Consider the following 17270-nt stretch of genomic DNA (forward strand, 5'->3'; position numbering starts at 1 on the left):
ATCGAAAAATTGAACGAATGGGGAGTAATCATCCGTCTGGCCTTTTCAAAGTGGCCCACAAATTGACAACAGCACCCAGCTTGCGAGTCTCGTGTACAGCGATTGAAAAACTCTCACCGTCATTCAGAATGGCCAGCCCGGCGCCCTTGCCACCCGAGGGGCGCATGACAATCAACTGCGGATGGTCCATCACGTTGGCCGTGTCGTTGTCCCATCCCGCAAGGTCACTGGCGAACCGGGCCAGCAGATCGGAACTCGGGTGCAGCGCCCCCCCCTCATCAAAGGTACCATCCATACGCAACGATGCCCCGTCTGTGGCTTGGGCCAGAACCCGGCTCTGGGCAAACCTTTCCGAACCGTCATAAAACCGCTGCGCCAGCGAGTCGGCGGGTTCTTCCGTTACTGCTTCGTCAGCGGGCGCGGTTTCTTCGGGCTCATCCGGGACAATGGAAATGACCGGGTCCGCAGGCAGTTCGATCTTTTGGCATGCGCTTTCGATCTCGCTGAAGGTAATGCCCACATCGTCGGCCTCAAGCGCGGTGTCGGGTTGTAGCGAAATCAACTCCAATGGACCGGGGGCGGCGGCAATGTCGGTCACCAGTTTTGCCAGTTTATCAGCCAGTTCCTCGCGAGGTTCGGTTTCGAAATCCGGAGCAATGCCGGATTGAACCTTGAACACATCCGTGATGCGGGAACTGTTGACCTCGATGGCAAGGCAATCACCATTGGCGGCGGTAAATTCCAACCGGCGCGGCAGAATAGTGCCACGAATGGTATTCAACACCTTTTCGCGCCGAACCCGGGCAGTTTCCCCGGGAATCGTGACCGCCGGGTTTAGGCGCGCCACAGCCGAGCGCCCGATGTCGTCGAGCATCTCGAGTATGTTCGTATCCACCATGCAGTGACCCCCTCTGGTCCCCGTTTATACTGCGGCCGCGACGGGCCCCAGGCTAAGATGCGATTTGGTCAGCGCCAACCCGACATTGGCGCTGCTGCGACAGATGTAGCAGACCACATGATCGGGATATTCCCGGGTCCGCAGAAAGATATTCAACCGGTCATTCGAAAACACCGCGATTTCCCCAAATCCCGGATTGTCGCTCTCTTGGGCACCGGCCCTTTGAAGCAATTCTTCAAAGGCTTTGACACCGCGACCTTGAAACAGGTTGGCCACGGCCAGGGCCAGGCTGTCCAGCACGTCCGCAGCGTCAGGATCCAGGGTGTTGGTCCCCAGCAACATCCCTGTTTCCATATCGACATACCCGGCTGCAATACAGTCGGGTATGGTTTCCATTGCGACGTTCAGTGCGGCTTCGATCGTCATCGTTTGCTACCTGAGGTTTTGGTCATAGTACGCGGAACTCCGCGCCACCGTTTTCTGCGGTGTTGGGGATAGGGCGGGCGGGGGTCTTAGCATAGCGCGCGAAATGCTCGGCTGCGATCTGGTCGAATTCCTCAAGGAACGCTCTGAACACTTTCTTCATGCCTTCGACATCGTCTGGCAAGTTCTCATCTGCGGTAACGTCCCGCCACATTGTTGCCGCGCTAAGCGGAGTGCCCTCTGAAACATCCAACACCAGTTCTTCACTTGTGTCTTTGCCCGTGGCTGGCTCGTCTGCAGTGGCTCCGTTTGACAACGGAACAACCTGCATGTTCACAAGGCCGCTGGATTCCGGCTCAGTTTCGTATTCCTCATCTGAGCCATTTGGCTGTTCTGCCAACAAAGCGGCAATTGACGACACCGATACTTCCGCCGGCTGTTCTTCGGGCTCGTCGACTGATTCCTGTGCCTGCTCCGGCGCGTCTGCCAACTTGTCTTCCAACGACTCCATAAAAGGGTCCGAGGGTGCAGCGGCGGGCTTTTCCGAAGCCTCAACTGGTTCGGAATCAGCCAGGATATTGACGTCGTCGTCTTCGAGGTCGTCCTCTTGCAGCAAATCGAACGAGTCTTCCTCTGACATTGTGTCCGTGAATTCGGCCAGGTTCAGGCTGTTGCTTTCAGTATCCCGGAAGAAGGCGCGCAGATCGTCCCCTTCAATGTCCGGTTGGGGCTCTGGCACTTGCGTCTCAGCTTCCATTTCAGCGCGCAGGCGCCCGGCCTCCGCCGCGTCAATGCGTTCTTCGCGGACAGGATCTTCGGTGCGACGCTCTACACGGGCAGGACGGACAGGAAAGCTTGTGACGACTTCATCATCCTTGGCGATTTCGGCAACAGGGTTCACCAGTTTCAGCGGGGCTGGTTCGTCTGCCTGTACATCCTTTCGTTTAGGACGGACTGGCTGAATGCGCGGAGCATCGGACATGCCGTTGTCGATTTGATAACGCGTCAGTATGTCGGCGCGGTTGTCCATGATCTGTTCGGTGATCTGCAAGAAGCTGTCGACCATCTTACCGCCGCCACTGCGGGCCCAAAGCTCGGCATCTCCGCTCTTGTCGCGCGCAGTGATTGCATCACGGGCTGAAAACAGAATCGATCGGTTGAACAGATGGCCAGCTTCGCGGTTGACCCGCCGCAGAACCTTTTGACGGTCTTTGGGACCCAGCACGTCGGCTCGGGTTACCAACAGCAGAGAGTTGTGCTGCAGCCGTTCCGGCAGAGACACCCATGTCGCACGCTCGGTTTCGCGCCAGGCCTGGGTTGCGTGAGTACACCACAAAACTCCGTTGGCCTGCCCGACTGCACGACGCCAGACGTCGCTTGAAATCTTCGGGTCTGAGATGCCGGGGGTGTCGATCAGGTCCACCGCTTCCAGAATGTCGGCCTCAAGAAAGATACGAACAAACTGGGCGTCATTGACGCCAACGGATTCCAGCTGATCCAGCGTGATATTCTCGCGGGTTCCGTCAGGCCTTTGCACATAGGCTGATTTTTTACCCCAACTGAACCAGACCGGCGGCAGCTGCGTGGCGGTGACCTGTGTCGGCAACGCTTGCGAGCGCAGCAAAAAGTTCATCAGCGTCGATTTCCCGGCACTGAACTCTCCCATCAACGCAAAGATTGGTTTGCGTCGGGACCACTTTTCGATGCGTTCCCATGCCTTAGGAGAGACGAAGCGGGTTTGTGAATCTTTTGCCATATCGCTACTTATGCTGCCTCGTTACTAAGATCTTTCAGGATGTCACCCAGGATGTCGTCGCGCGATTTCTTGGGGGTCATACCTGCCGTCAGGGCCGCCTGGTTTGGATTCTGGTCGGCAGAAGCTGAAATGTTCAGCAGAGTTTCTTTCTGCTCGCGCAGGAAGTCCGACAAACCAGCCCGAACGTTTTCCAGGACCGCTGCGACCTGGTTTTCCTCCAGGTCTTTTGTGATCGAGTTCGCCTCGGACGCAATCAGGCGGGTGTAGTCAGCGGCATAAGCCTCGAACCCTTTTCGGCGTTGCCACCACCGGCGCCACCACGTGCTTTGCAAATCCAGTGCGATGGTGCGGCCGATACCCAGTGGCGGCGGCACACGAGGCACAATGGGGGCTTCGATGCTGAACTCGCCCAAATGGTTGCCCAGAAGCTTTTGATACAACGCCTGAACGTCTGCCGCGGCGGAATTGTATAGTGCTCCGGCGTCTTTGCGCATAGCGCGGGCAAAGCTGAAATAGGCCGCCTTTTGAAGGGTCCGCAGGCCCGCCGGGTCGTATTGCCATGTGCCTTGCTCGCCGTTCTGCTCAAGATGGGAAATCAAGGAGTCCGTTGCTCGTTTGACAAAATTTGACTCGGCCGAATTCAAGCGCTCCAACACTTTGTCGCGCAACGACGTCGTCAAATCAGCGGCCTTTTTCTCATACTCCTCGATAACCTTGGCGATTGCTTCTTCCGGTGACGCACCGTCCAGATCTCGCACGACGCCCTGACCGTCAGACAGGTTCTTGGCTACTGCGGTTGCACGAATTTGACTTGCGATGTTGCGTGCCCGGTGGCGCACCCTGTCCAACAACCGGGTGCCCGCTCCCTCGGCGATGCGTTCATTCATCGCCAGGAGCAGGTCAGGCAAGCCCGACAGCGCCCAGATTTTATCGAGCGACGGGGCCTGATCGCCAAACCCGGCGGCCAGATAGAAGGTGTTCAGGGCCTCGCGCGATTCCTCGGACAGGATGTCGGGGTTGCCGGTCAGGGCTGCCTCGGCCCAGAGGGCGCTGCCGAATACAACGCTGGTATTGGTGTCAATGTTGTTCTGCTTCAGCGTATCCTGAATCCGGTCGCGAATCTCTGGCACCTGGCTCACCGGATCGGACAATTCGTCGATCCGGTTCACGAACAGAATGATCTGGCGGTTTTCGAACTGCGCAATGATCCGCATCAGTGCCATGTCCATCGTGGTCAGCGCCTGGCTGGCCGCCAGAACCACAACGCAAACCTCGGACCCACGCAGGCTGCGCAGGGTGATCTGCTCGCGCACCATGAAGGTATCGTTCACACCGGGCGTGTCGCAGAGTTTCAGCGAGATCGGGTATTGCGGAATGTCCATGAACAGTTCCGCCGATTTGGTGACGTCAGCAAAACGCCCGGTCTTGGGGTTGATATCCGGATCGTCTTCATCGCCCAGACAGACATAGCGTTGGATCAATTCGTCGTCGAAATAATCATACTGGTGGCTTTGCCCCAGAATCAGGTCGAAATGCTGACCCAGACGCGCTTCGGACTTGGCCTTCATCTCACCGATCTGACGGCGGATGTCCTCCATCTCGTCATCAGCACCGGCCCGGTTGGCCAGTTCGCCCAGACGGCCACCGCCAACCATAAGATTGTCCCACTCTTCCTGTTCGAAAAAGGTGAATTTGGCTTTTTTGTCGCCTTCGGTGCGGGTGTTGATGTTCAGCGTCGTCACCACCGAGGTCCACGGGTTCACATCCGAGGGCAACAGGGCAGGGCGCCCGGCCAGAATGTTCACGATCGAAGACTTGCCAGCCTTAACCTGCCCGACCAGTGTCACGCTGGCCGTAAAGTTTTCCATACGCGTCCTAAGTGTCGCCAGCCGCGCCGAGGACCGCGCGTCTGCCACCTCTGTCAGTTGGTCAATCTGAGTCGACAACGCGGTCATGGCCGACGTCATTGGCGTCAGGGCTTCGTTCCCTACGGACAGAAGGTGATCGTTGCGGGCCATGGTCAGCCTCCGGTTCCAGTGGCAGCAATGTGGGGTTGATTCTGACCCTCAGGAGAACTGGTCAGGATGTCGATCCGTGCGATCAGGTTCAAAGCGTTACCCAAAATAGCGGCTTCGTCCCCTGGTGTGATTTCTTCGTAAGCCTGCGAATCCGCAAGCACTTCGATCGAGCTGAATTGTTCACTGTTTTCCAGCAAAGCCAGGCGACGCCCGGTTGGAAAGCCCTGAGATTTGGTTTTCGGCAGCGGCATACGAGAGTTTGCCAGCAGATAATGCCCCCCCGAATGTGTGCGCAACGAGACACCAAAGCCAGTATTTGGATGATCCCGGTTTAAGGACTTCAGTTCACCAAGAAAACTTTCGCGTGCAAGACCAATGGCGTCTTGCTCAGCAGCAGCAGAGTTCGTCATGTTGATCACGGCTTAGACCCTTGTGTTCGAGTTGAGCAAAAAACTCTTACGGTGCCCGAAGGCGGGAAAGACTCATTAACTCCCATCCGCTATCAATTACTGGCAAGGCGGTGTTATTTTGACGCGAATAAGATATTTTGGCGTTTGAAATGTGGCGTAAATATGGACGTGACTTTTGGCGGACTCTCAACCCTTGGGCGTGCGACCCGATTCCGGCAGTTGGCAGCTATGGGCGCGCAGTAGGGTTGTGCGGCAATGATCGCAGAATTCGTTGCAGTTTAGCGTGCTTATGCAGAACAATTGTCGAAAGCAGTGGGGTGCTTATCTATAAATCTCGATTGAGCGCTGATCGAAAAAGCCAGGTTCAACGTTTTCTTCGAGCCTTGCCGTTACTCAACGTAAGCGCGTTTAATATTTGCCCGTTCAAATCTGCTTTGCGCAGAATTCGAATCTTCTAAATTTGGTGGGGTTTTCCAAAGCTATCGGATTATTTTTGATTAATATCAAAGAGTCAGCATGACCTGCTCTGGGCAGGCAGAACAAAAATGCCTGATCAGTGACGCGGAGGTTGTCCCGAAGTCTGAATCGATACTCGGGTTGCGGGCAACCATCCACATTCGCCTTTTGCTGGATCGTGCCCAACAATCTTGCGTATTAGTGAAATTCCCTCTCGCGCTCGGTCGCAGGCTTTGTTATTGAGCACTTCGATCCGGCACACAGTGTCGGTACTGCGGGTGTGGCGAAATTGGTAGACGCACCAGATTTAGGTTCTGGCGCCGCAAGGCGTGGGGGTTCAAGTCCCTCCACCCGCACCACTTTGATTTCAAGCGAAAAACCGTCTTTGAGTGGATGCAATATAGCCTTTTCCTTGGACCCCTAAGGTGCCGTCGCGCTTTTCCTTATTTCCACCCAGAAAATCCCGTACCCGCGAAGCCCTGATAACAAATGCACCAAAAACAAGAATGTAGGCTATACTCCTAACCATCAATAGACAGGAGACTGCCATGCTTTATCCACTTGCTACGCTTGAGGCCGACAAACTCAACGCAGTTCGGGCACTTGAACAGGAGATCGGACGTCCGGTTGTTGCGCTTGCCGCCGTGGATGCCGAAACCGCCAATCTACCGCAAGACGACCTGAAGAAGTTGCAGGCTTTGGAGGATGAGCTAGACGTTGTTCTCGTTGCGGTGCGGCCAAGCTAAACACTTTAAAAACCGGAATAGGGCAGCTCAGTTGCGTCCTGTTAGGTGCGTGAAGGCGTCAAAGGTGATCGTAAAGAGATGATCGGACCTCTCGCGTCCAATGGGTGGCCGAACCGTTCGCACTAATAGACATGACATGTTAGGTGGTTGCCGACCGCCAGTCTGCAAGCAACGACAGTTGTGCAAAGTATATCTCGCCCGAGCTTCCGTTTCAGGGCTCGAACAATCTTCGCAACGATTCCTGATCGGCATCAGGGGCCAACAGGCCAATCATTAGCAACAGCCGAGCCTTCGTTGCCGGCAAGTCGCCAGCCAGAATGCAGCCGATCTTTTGCAATGTGTCACCTCCTCCGGAGTCCCCGTAAATGGGTTCGACGCTGCCGTGATAGACTCGCGTTGCGATGACTACGGGAATGTTCTTGGCCAATGCGTATTTGATCGCGTCAAAGACCTCAGCGTTGACATTGCCCGCGCCGACGCCGTTTACGACAATGCCTTTCGCACCTGTATCAACAGCATGGCGTAGCAAGCGACCATCCGAACCGGCATAAGCCATGATCAGCGGCACATCCGGCAGTGTTTTGGGCAGCGGGCCGGGCAGGGGAGCACGTACCCGGTGCAGGCGTTCATTCAAACGTTGTACACGGTTATCAAATACGTAGCCTAGGTAGCCTTTTTCGCCGGAATTGAAGGTCTGTACATTGGTTGTTTGGGTCTTGCGTACATGCCAGGCCGAATTTACGTATCGGTTTAGCGTTACGGAAACCCCCCAGTTTTGCGCATTGGGCGATAGCACCTGAACAACCGCGTCATGGAGGTTTCCCGGGCCGTCCGGGTTTGGACTGGACGCGTCATTCATGGCACCGGTGAAGACTACTGGCTTATTGCTTCTCAGAGTTACATCCACAAAAAACGCGCCGTCTGCCATGGTGTCCGTGCCATGGGTGACCACGGCACCGCTGATGTCGGGGCGCGATAGGATCTCGTCCAGTGCGACGCTCAGACCAGCCCAGTCCCTGGGGGTCATTTGCGATGAATCGATATTGCTGAACTGATAGACGCCGATATTGGCGAGTTCGGCCAACCCAGGCACTGCGGCTACCAGATCTTTGGCGGAAACGGCGGGTACGGCACCGCCGGTTTTTGGATCTGTGCGTTCGGCGATCGTGCCGCCGGTGGCTATGATCGCCACCGACAAGAGGTTTGGATCTTTGGCCGAGAATTTCAACGTTATGTCTTGTTGCTCGGCCTGCGCGATAATGGGGGACAACAGAGCCAGTGGAAGGAAGAGCACGCGCAAAATTCGGGTGAAATCCATAGCTTTCCTTTCCAATACCTTGAAAACCTACGACTATAGGGATTTGTTTTTCAACCTAAATTGGGAAACCGGTATCTGTCGCTACGTGAGCCAGGTTCCGAGCCGCGCCCGAACGCACGCTTAGTAATCCATCTTGAGGGTCGCTGCTTTTTGGTGCTTTACCGATTTCTGGGAATAAAGCTGTGTACTCACCAACAGTAGAAGCGCACCGATCTGCACACCTCGAAGCATGGCATTCGAAACCCCTTCATAACCTAGAAAATTCAGGATGTCGCTGCCTGTCATGTACAGAAACAGCGCGGGGATGAAATACAGTGCGGCTGTTTTGATATTCGTGTTGTTGGCAATGTATCCAATGCGATGGAACCAGCCGGTAAGAGGTTTGCGGTGCATTTCGATTGCCGCCAGCAAGTCATGAGCACCTTGATTGTTCGGCGACAGAGCCAAGGCGCTGAGCGCGGCCTCCTGCGCTTTGTCAAATTCCTTTCGAACCCAGAACGCCCAACCGATGGCCACATGGTTCAAGCTGTTGTTCGGCGCGATCCGGAGCGCCGCTCTTGCGTGCCGCTCTGCGGCCTCGTTATCCAAGCGCAGTGTTGCCAGTCGGGACGCATAGTAATGAGCTTGATCGTCATCTGGCGATGACGGCAATAGTGCGTCAACCGCCGCGCTCAACGCTGGTATGTCGCGGTTGAATTATGCGCTGGCACATTGCATCTCCAGCGCGTTTTTGTTCTCGGGATCCAGACGCAAGGCTTCTTTCAGCGCTGCCGCCGCCGCTTTGTCGTCGCCAAAAAATGTATCCAGCATGGATCGGACCACATTAGCAATGGGCAAGTTTGGATCGAGGGACAAGGCAGTATCCATGGCGCGCGATGCTGCAAAGCATTTACCTTGGCCAAGCAGGCAATACGCCAGATGCGCATGAATAAGGGCATTTTCGGACTCTTCCTTCAACGCCTTGCGAAAATGCCCGAGCGCGGTGGTGTAGTTGCCCCGGTCCGTGGCTGCGAGAGCAAGTGGGAGATCTCTATTGGAAAGCATCATGATCAGTTCATAAAATAGGCAAGACCGCCCATCGCCTCACCCAAGGGTGGAAAGACGGCAAGCATAATCCCGGTGGCAAACCAGGACGGGATGAGGATCAGAAGGGCAGAGGGCAGTCCCAAATTTTTTTGCCCGGTTGCCCTTTGATGCAAATGATAAAGTTGACGCTGGGCCTGAAAGCGATAGCCCGAAGCAACGATTGCAACCACCAGAACGACGTTCAGCAGAACCTGACTGCCCAGACGTTCGATGCTGCCTTTTTCGAAACTGTCCTTGATGAAATCGATCAGCACCAGCATTGGGGCGCAAAACAGGACCTAAGCAGCTGTCAGGCAAATTCTGTCTCCGAAGATATCAGGCCGAGGCGTAAGGTAAAAAACAGCGCCAAGCTGTATTAGAAATCTGGCTAAATCAACTCGAAATCAAAGGTTAACGAGTTTTGAGCTCCTCACACTTTGAACAAGATTCCGCTGACCTGTGCGATCTTTTCACGTGCAGCCTGCAGATCGGAGCTTTTGACCTTAGTATTTTTGAACAACTGGCACAGCCCAAATTCCATATGAGACAGAGCTTCGTCCGAGGACATCGGTTGTGCCTGCAAAGCGGCCCGCATCCAGATCCCGTCGATCAGTGTTGTCAGGTTAAAGGCAATCCGTTCAACCAAGGTCGGCTCAACCATATGGCGCAATGCGCTCATCAGGTTGCTACGCATCCGAGAGTGGATGACATTCTGTATACGTAAGTATTGGGCGTTTTGCGGCACCTCTGCGCACAGGCACACCCAAGCATGACAGATTTCGTGTTGGAAAAGCGGTGGGGCGAAATTACCGTAAACGATCGCGTAAAGCCGTTCCGCCGGTGTGTCGCTATGCGCAAACAGCGCGGTCACGCAACGGCGCGCTTCTGCGTTGGATTCACGCAAAACAGCTTCGAACAAAGCTTCCTTGCCGGGAAAATAGTGCTGCACGACTCCTTTGGACACACCGGCCTCTTTGGCGACCTTGTCAAAGGTCGTCCCCGCGATTCCATGAGTTTTGAGAATTTCGAACGCCGCCTCGGTCAATTGCTTGCGACGCATGTTCTTGATGGTCTGCTTTCTCATGTTAGGATCGCTTTCATGCTCAGCGTAATGCATGCGAAAGTATCATTCGGGAAGGCAAAAAACAAACACTGTTGACAAAAAACGGTCTGATGCACCAAATTACCTGCAACCGTACTGTTTTTCGATACGGACACTAAAAGGTCGAAAACGGCCAACGCACCAACGGAGGTTAACCATGAATTTCTCACGCAAACTGAGGCCCGCTTTGCTGGCCTCCGCCACGCTTATGCTAACAACGGGCGCGGCTCTGGCCGAACCGATCAAGATTGCCGTCAACGAATGGACGGGCCAGCATATCTCGGCCCATTTCGCAGGTGCGCTGTTCGAAGAGCTTGGCCACGAGGTCGAATTTGTCACCGCCGGCGCGGTGCCGCAGTTGGCCGCGATTGCCGAAGGCAGCCTGCACTATCAGCCCGAGCTGTGGACCAACAACGTTGGTGACATCTATCCCAAAGCTGTTGAGGCCGGGGACATCATTGTTGTCGGCGGTTTGGGGCTCGAACCGCAGGAAGGCTGGATTTACCCCCCGTACATGGCCGATCTTTGCCCGGGTCTGCCTGCCTATGAGGCGTTGTATGACTGCGCCCAGGCCTTTGCCGCCGCGGACACCTTCCCCGATGGCCGTCTGATCACCTATCCGGCAGACTGGGGCACCCGTTCGGCCGATCTGGTGGAACTGATCGACCTGCCGTTCAAGCCGGTGCCCGGTGGCTCGGAAGGCGCGATGCTGGCCGAACTTAAAAGTGCCGTGGCCGCAGAGCAACCGATCCTTATGATGATGTGGCAGCCGCACTGGGTGTTTGCGGATACCGAGGTTGAATGGGTCGAATGGGATACGCCCCACGGCACCTGCGACGAGACCAGCCAGAAACGCGGTGAGGCCTGTGGCTTCCAGCAGGCAACCGTCGATAAGATCGTCGCCAAGGATTTCGCCTCGACCTATCCGGACGCGATGAAGATGGTCGAGTTGATGAGCCTCACCAACGACGTGCAGAACGCTCTGATCCTCGAAGTGGACCAGAACGGCCGCGAAGTGAAAGAGGTCGTGGCCGAGTGGATGGGCGCGAACCAGGACGTCTGGCAGCCTTGGGTTGAAGCCGCAAAGCAATAACCAAAACTGACTCCGGTGGAGCATGTTTCTGCGTGCTCCACCTTTTTTAAGGCTGCCGAAATGACCACATCTTCCCCGACCACCACCCCAAAACTGTCTTGCAAACATGTCTGGAAGCTCTACGGCAAAGGGGCGGATCAGCATCTGAGCAACGTCGATGTTGCCGGGCAAGGGGCCGACGAGGCCAAGGCTCTGGCGCAGAGCATTCGGGACAACGGCGGCATCGTCGCGTCGACCGATGTCAGCTTTGACGTCATGCCGGGCGAGATTTTCGTGATCATGGGGCTGTCGGGATCGGGCAAGTCCACCATCGTGCGCTGCCTGTCCCGTCTGGTTGAGCCCACCGCCGGAGAGATTCTGCTGGATGGAGAGGACCTTCTGAAAGTGTCCTCGAAGGAACTGATCGACATTCGCCGCCACAAGATGGGGATGGTGTTCCAGAGTTTTGGCCTGATGCCACATCTGAATGTTCTGGAAAACGTGGCCTTTCCGCTGAAATTGCAGGGTTTGGACGACAAGGAGCGTTTGGAACGGGCCGAACGGGTGATTTCGCTGGTCGGATTGGAAGGGCGGGAAAGCAGCTTTCCCAGTCAGTTGTCCGGCGGTCAACAACAGCGTGTCGGCATTGCCCGGTCGTTGGCCGTAGAGCCCGAGGTCTGGTTTCTGGACGAGCCATTCAGCGCGCTGGATCCGCTGATCCGCCGCCAGATGCAGGACGAATTCCTGCGGCTGCAGCAGGAACTGCACAAATCGATCGTCTTTATCACCCATGATTTCCTCGAGGCGCTGCGCATTGCCGACCGGATGGCCATCATGAAGGACGGCGCGGTCGTGCAGATCGGACGCCCCGTGGATCTGATCCTGAACCCGGTTGATGATTACGTCCGCGAATTCACCAATGACGTCCCGTGGGAGCTGATCCTGACCGCAGGCGATGTGGCTTCGGACAGCACTCCACCCGCCGGGATCAAAGAGGTTCCGGCCTCAACCAATGTGGCCGACCTGCTGCCCTATCTGGCCTCACACGACACCGGCGTTGCGGTGCGCCGGGATGACAATGCGTTGGTGCACATGACCAGCCAGAACGTGATTGCCGCATTGGCCAGCGGTGTCTCGGACGCCTCTGCGGTCAAGGACTGACGCCATGGATGCAGCTTCGAACAGATCGCTGGTGGTCTGGCTTGCGGTCACGGCGCTGGTGGCAATTTGCGTCGTGTTTGCCAAAAGTCTTGGGCCGCTGGTGACCTATCCCGATGCGCTGGTCCTGCCGGTGACCGATCCGATGAACACCGCGATGCGGTGGTTCGTCGTGACGTTCGGGTGGTTCTTCAAGGCCATTTCCTGGCTGCTGGACTGGCCGATCCTGCTGGCCAAGACGGTGCTGCACGCGGTGCCCTGGGCAGCCTGGTTTGTGCTGTGGGTCTTTCTGGCTTTGCGCGCCGGGGGCAAGGGGTTGGCTATCTTCACCGCGGCCAGCCTGCTCTACATGGTCACATTCGGGTTCTGGACCCAGTCAATGAACTCTTTCGCTCTGGTATGTGTGTCGATCCCGATGGCGGTCGCCTTGGGTTTTACGCTAGGAACATGGGGCTTCATGTCCGAGCGGGCCTATCGGATCATCATGCCGATCCTCGATCTGATGCAGACGGTTCCTGCCTTTGCCTACCTGCTGCCGATCTTGCTGTTGTTCGGCTTTGGCACAACGGTGGGTCTGGTCGCTTCGATCCTGTTTGCCTTCCCGCCAATGGTACGCAACACCATCGTCGGTCTGCGCGGTGTACCGGATGAGGTCATCGAATCCGGCCTGATGAGCGGTGCCACCCCATCACAGCTGTTCTGGCGCGTGCGGGTGCCGACGGCGCAGCGGCAAGTTCTACTGGGGGTGAACCAGACAACGATGGCGTCCCTGTCGATGGTCATCATCGCCTCGATCATCGGGGGCACCAACGATATCGGTTGGGAAGTGCTGTCGACCATGCGTAAGGCACAGTTCGGGGAAAGCCTGCTGGCTGGGATTGTGATCGCGCTGATGGCAATGGTGCTGGACCGGATCACATGGGGATTTGCAGTTCAGACCAATTCGACGCAGCGCAAGGCGTCCGGTTGGATTGCCTGCGCCTTCCTGTTTGGCGCGGCCTGGCTGTTGGCGCTGGTCTTTTCGCCCCTCAAAGACTGGCCCGAGGCATGGATCCTGAACCCGGCCCCGGCGATGAACGCGGGTCTGGAATGGGTCTTCGTCGAATTCCGCACCGTTCTTGAGGCGATCAAACGGGCGGCGCTGTTCTACCTGATGCTGCCGATCAAGATTGGCCTAGCTCAGGCCGTCAGCCCGTTCACGTGGGGCTTTGCAATGACCCCTGCTGTGACCGCTGGCTACGCGGTAATCGTCGCTGCAGTGGCCGGATATCTGGCCTTCAAAGGGCGATTGCTGCCAGCGCTCTGGGTCATCCTGTTTGCTCTGGTTCTGTATTCCGGGTTGACCGGACTGGCTTGGGTCGCGCTCTGCGCGATCATCATCGCTTTGGCGTGGCAGGCGGGCGGCACGAACCTCGCTTTGTGGGCATTAGCTGGAGTCGCGTTCCTGTTGCTTACCGGGATATGGGAGCCTTCGGTCGTCTCGCTCTATCTGTGCGGCGTCGGGGTGCTGCTGTCCTTCCTGTTCGGCAGCGCGATTGGCATCTGGGCGTCCGAGAATGACACCGTATCGCGCATGGTGCGACCCGTGATCGACACGCTGCAAACCATGCCGCTATTCGTAATCCTCATCCCCTTTGTGATGGTGTTCAAAATCGGTGAGTTCACGGCTCTTCTGGCCATCATTGTCTATGCCATCGTCCCTGCGATCCGCTATACCGAGCATGGTCTGCGCAACCTGCCCCATGACGTGATCGAGGCCGCAACGGCCATTGGCACGACACCAGGTCAGTTGCTATGGCAGGTAAAACTGCCGCTGGCGGTACCGTCGATCATGTTGGGGCTGAACCAGACGATCATGTTCGGCATCTCGATGCTGGTGATCACCGCTTTGGTGGGCACCGACGATCTTGGGCAGCAAATTTACATCGGCCTCGGCGACGGTGATTTCGGGGTTGGCATGACCGCCGGGATCGGTATGGCCATCATCGCCATGATTGCCGACCGCATTACCCAAGGATTCAGCCAGCAAATTCAGGCGCGTCTTGGTGTGAAGCTGGACAACGCCGTCTGACAACAAGGTAAGCCGCATGAAATCCACAACGCCCGTTGACCTCGATCTGTGCTACATGTCAGCGACCGAGGCGCTTGCAGCGTTTCGGTCGGGCCGCCTGAAACCCAGCTCCCTGCTGCAGACCTTGATTGCGCGGATCGAGCAGGTCAATCCGGTGATCAACGCTCTGACCGACACCTATTTCGATGAGGCGCGGGAGCAGGCTCTTGCAGCCGATGCTGCCTATGTGGATGGTTCGGCCAACGGAGCGTTGCTGGGTATTCCGGTGCTGGTCAAAGATGCGCAACGTGTCAAAGGCAAGCGCACGACGCATGGGTCACTGCTGCACATGGACGCCACACCGGATGAGATGTCGGACCCGATGATTGAACGTCTGCAGGATGCCGGAGCAATTATCCTCGCCCGCACGACCGTACCTGAGTTTTGCATCTCGGGCGTCTGCCGCAGCCTCGCGTGGGGCAACACGGTCAACCCGTTTAATCCTGACTATGGAACCGGAGGATCGTCCGGCGGTTCGGGGGCAGGGCTGGCAGCAGGGTTTGCGCCGATTGCAACCGGCACCGACATCGGCGGGTCGATCCGCATTCCGGCCAGCTGTTGCGGCGTGGTGGGGTTCAAACCGCCCCACGGGCGCAACCCGGACGGCCCACCAGCCAATTTCGATCGCTACAACCATTGTGGTCCGCTGGCCCGGACCATCGCGGATCTGGCTCTGGTGCAGGACGTGGTTTCGGGCGCGCATCCGCGCGACCATGACAGCCTGCGCGAGATTGTCGTCCTGCCGCGTGAGGCCGGCAGGCTGGACGGTGTCAAAATCGCGTTTTCGATGGACCTTGGCTACTGTCCCGTCGATCCGGAGGTGCGCCGAAATACTCTGGCCGCGTTGGATCACTTTCGCGCACTTGGTGCCGAAGTCACAGACGTCGATGTCCCCTGGACCAGCGCTTGCGACGTGGCGGCCACCCATTGGTACAACACGATGCATTACCTCAGGCAAGCGTCCTGGGCGGCAAAGAAGCACGCCGATCAACTGAACGACTACACTCTGGCCGCAGCAAAAGGCGTCGAGGCCACCACGCTGGACGATGTGTCCCGATCCTGGGAGACCCAGCACGATATGTATCAATTCTTCGGCGCATTGATGGAGCGGTTCGATCTGTTCCTCTGCCCGACCACAACGATACCCGCGGTCAAAGCAGACCACGATGCGACCGCAACGGATTTCGAAATCGACGGAATTCAGGTCGATCCGGAATATGGGTGGATTCTGACATACCACTTTAACATGCTACACCATTGCCCGGTCATCGCCGTGCCCAGCGGTGTTGCAACGACCGGTGTCCCGACCGGCCTGCAGATAGTCGGACGAACCTTCGACGACCCGACCGTTTTCCGCGCCGCACTGGCCTATGAGGCGCAAATCGGGGGATGGTTTAGAGAACCTGGCGCGCGTCCGATGACACACGCTTAAAGACAAATGATGCGGCGCTTGTCCCTTCTGGTTCAGATTGGGGTCCACAAACTTTTCGAACGCGATTGTCTCAAACGGCTATACAAAGCATGCCGCCCCCCCCAAAAAACTTGCCAGTCTCTACCATCGAGAAGCGCGGCAATATCGTCCCGCAGCCTATGTCACGGACCGTTCAGGTGCCGATGTATTTCAATTCTAGAACAACTTTGGGTCAGACACGATTACTGACTTCGAAGACGGCGTGGATCTATTACGAATAGGAGTAACGGGGAGATCGTATGACGATCTACAGATTGCAGAGGACGGGAGCGACTCCGTAATCTCGCTAGAAAACCATGGATCAACCTGTATTCGCCTAGCCACACGGAACACCGTGTGTTTGTCGCTGTAAAACGCCACCGGACGGCCGTGGGTATGCAGATAGCTCTCAAGCGCTTCGAAATAGCTAAAGGTGCTCTCAGACTTTACAAACTGCACACGACTGAAACTGGAATTAGATGCCGAAAAGATAACTCTACTCATGCGAAGTGCACTTGTAGAGGATGCTTCGAACGGTTGGGTGCTTTATTCGCCGATATCTTTGTTCATGATGACAACGATGTATGCATCACCTTTGATGAAGACCTCTGGCCGGAGCACAAGGAACCTATTTCAGCACTCGCAGTTGCGGCTCAACTCGGAAAAAATGTTGATCAAGAACTCTGTCTGCGGGAGTTGCCCTTTGCTTGGCCCGGTTTGGTGAGCACACCAAAAGCACTATCGAGTACACGGAAATGATGCTCAAAGCCTACGCTAGCCAACGGGCTGACAAAGATGCCGAATGAATAACGACCACTAGACTGGAGGTTGCGGGGAGTGTCTCCGCAGCCTGCGACAAGTGAGCACGAGGACCTTCAGGTCTCGCGACTGCAGCGAATGACCGGAATGCGGGCTGCGGTTGCGGTAACCCAGATCAGCGATGAGCGGTGGCTTTGGGCCGTGTGCTAGGGCAGAGCATTCTGCTGATCAACCAAACTCAAGTAAGACACACTGCGCCGGTTTCCAGGTTGCTAAGAGGCTTACTGGCCTTCGTTTGACGTAGACTTGAAGCGCTTGAACCATCAAAACATTAAATAAGCGCAAAAATCCTAAGGTGTTGAATTCAATGGGAGGCGAGTCTCAATAATTCAGTCCCATTAATTACGTACTCCGACAAGCTTTGCGACTACACCTTAGTGTTGCAACCAAGTAGAAATGTCCCTGGGTCTGCAAAGTAGAAATGTCCCGGTTGCCGGGAAACGGTAGTGCAGCCTGGCAGGGTGGAGAC

The 17270-nt window shown here is 56.4% G+C and carries 16 protein-coding genes and 1 tRNA gene; 7 read left to right on the forward strand and 10 right to left on the reverse strand.

What is annotated here, in order from left to right; translation table 11 throughout:
* Positions 1 to 28: 28 nt before the first annotated feature.
* The 5 genes from ACR0ER_RS13315 to ACR0ER_RS13335 are packed head-to-tail and all read right to left on the reverse strand — an operon-like array spanning position 29 to position 5505.
* Positions 29 to 898 carry a hypothetical protein gene (locus tag ACR0ER_RS13315; RefSeq protein WP_480769354.1) on the reverse strand — a complete coding sequence of 290 codons (870 nt, stop codon included), beginning with the start codon at positions 896 to 898 and terminating at the stop codon, positions 29 to 31.
* Positions 899 to 922: 24 nt separating this feature from the next.
* The gene (locus tag ACR0ER_RS13320) at positions 923 to 1324 is read right to left on the reverse strand and encodes a hypothetical protein (RefSeq protein WP_480769355.1); all 402 of its coding nucleotides are present in this window, start codon (positions 1322 to 1324) and stop codon (positions 923 to 925) included.
* 22 nt (positions 1325 to 1346) lie between these two features.
* Positions 1347 to 3077, reverse strand: a complete 1731-nt coding sequence (locus tag ACR0ER_RS13325) for a dynamin family protein (protein WP_480769356.1) — start codon at positions 3075 to 3077, stop codon at positions 1347 to 1349.
* A gap of 8 nt (positions 3078 to 3085) precedes the next feature.
* On the reverse strand, positions 3086 to 5095 hold the full coding sequence (locus ACR0ER_RS13330; RefSeq protein WP_480769357.1) for a dynamin family protein: 2010 nt from the start codon (positions 5093 to 5095) through the stop codon (positions 3086 to 3088).
* A 2-nt stretch (positions 5096 to 5097) separates the two neighbouring features.
* Positions 5098 to 5505: a hypothetical protein gene (locus ACR0ER_RS13335; protein ID WP_480769358.1), complete on the reverse strand. Its 408-nt coding sequence runs from the start codon at positions 5503 to 5505 to the stop codon at positions 5098 to 5100.
* A 730-nt stretch (positions 5506 to 6235) separates the two neighbouring features.
* Between ACR0ER_RS13335 and ACR0ER_RS13340 the strand changes: the two genes are divergently transcribed.
* Together ACR0ER_RS13340 and ACR0ER_RS13345 are read left to right on the forward strand one after the other, a co-directional pair.
* Positions 6236 to 6320, forward strand: a tRNA-Leu gene (locus ACR0ER_RS13340).
* 189 nt (positions 6321 to 6509) lie between these two features.
* Entirely contained in the window at positions 6510 to 6707 is a 198-nt protein-coding gene (locus ACR0ER_RS13345) for a hypothetical protein (RefSeq protein ID WP_170330484.1), read from the forward strand.
* Positions 6708 to 6918: 211 nt separating this feature from the next.
* Here ACR0ER_RS13345 and ACR0ER_RS13350 read toward each other — a convergent pair whose 3' ends face one another.
* From ACR0ER_RS13350 to betI, 5 genes are all read right to left on the reverse strand, one after another.
* Positions 6919 to 8025 (reverse strand): asparaginase, encoded by a 1107-nt coding sequence (locus tag ACR0ER_RS13350; RefSeq protein ID WP_480769359.1) that lies wholly within the window; start codon positions 8023 to 8025, stop codon positions 6919 to 6921.
* Between the two features lie 120 nt (positions 8026 to 8145).
* Positions 8146 to 8700, reverse strand: a complete 555-nt coding sequence (locus ACR0ER_RS13355; RefSeq protein WP_480769360.1) for a tetratricopeptide repeat protein — start codon at positions 8698 to 8700, stop codon at positions 8146 to 8148.
* Positions 8701 to 8721: 21 nt separating this feature from the next.
* Entirely contained in the window at positions 8722 to 9072 is a 351-nt protein-coding gene (locus ACR0ER_RS13360; protein WP_480769361.1) for a tetratricopeptide repeat protein, read from the reverse strand.
* A 2-nt stretch (positions 9073 to 9074) separates the two neighbouring features.
* Positions 9075 to 9371 (reverse strand): hypothetical protein, encoded by a 297-nt coding sequence (locus ACR0ER_RS13365; RefSeq protein WP_480769362.1) that lies wholly within the window; start codon positions 9369 to 9371, stop codon positions 9075 to 9077.
* 149 nt (positions 9372 to 9520) lie between these two features.
* On the reverse strand, positions 9521 to 10174 hold the full coding sequence (gene betI / locus ACR0ER_RS13370) for a transcriptional regulator BetI (RefSeq protein ID WP_480769363.1): 654 nt from the start codon (positions 10172 to 10174) through the stop codon (positions 9521 to 9523).
* Between the two features lie 175 nt (positions 10175 to 10349).
* Between betI and ACR0ER_RS13375 the strand changes: the two genes are divergently transcribed.
* The 5 genes from ACR0ER_RS13375 (at position 10350) to ACR0ER_RS13395 (ending at position 16741) form a co-directional block, all read left to right on the forward strand.
* Positions 10350 to 11285: an ABC transporter substrate-binding protein gene (locus tag ACR0ER_RS13375; protein ID WP_480769364.1), complete on the forward strand. Its 936-nt coding sequence runs from the start codon at positions 10350 to 10352 to the stop codon at positions 11283 to 11285.
* 60 nt (positions 11286 to 11345) lie between these two features.
* Positions 11346 to 12425: a quaternary amine ABC transporter ATP-binding protein gene (locus ACR0ER_RS13380; protein WP_480769365.1), complete on the forward strand. Its 1080-nt coding sequence runs from the start codon at positions 11346 to 11348 to the stop codon at positions 12423 to 12425.
* Positions 12426 to 12429: 4 nt separating this feature from the next.
* Positions 12430 to 14493, forward strand: a complete 2064-nt coding sequence (locus tag ACR0ER_RS13385) for an ABC transporter permease (protein ID WP_480769366.1) — start codon at positions 12430 to 12432, stop codon at positions 14491 to 14493.
* A 16-nt stretch (positions 14494 to 14509) separates the two neighbouring features.
* A complete protein-coding gene (locus tag ACR0ER_RS13390) occupies positions 14510 to 15964 on the forward strand; it encodes an amidase (protein ID WP_480769367.1) in 1455 nt (484 codons plus the stop codon).
* Positions 15965 to 16339: 375 nt separating this feature from the next.
* Positions 16340 to 16741 (forward strand): hypothetical protein, encoded by a 402-nt coding sequence (locus tag ACR0ER_RS13395; protein ID WP_480769370.1) that lies wholly within the window; start codon positions 16340 to 16342, stop codon positions 16739 to 16741.
* The last annotated feature ends 529 nt before the right edge of the window (positions 16742 to 17270 follow it).

The sequence above is a fragment of the Ruegeria sp. CH8 genome, from assembly GCF_056536985.1.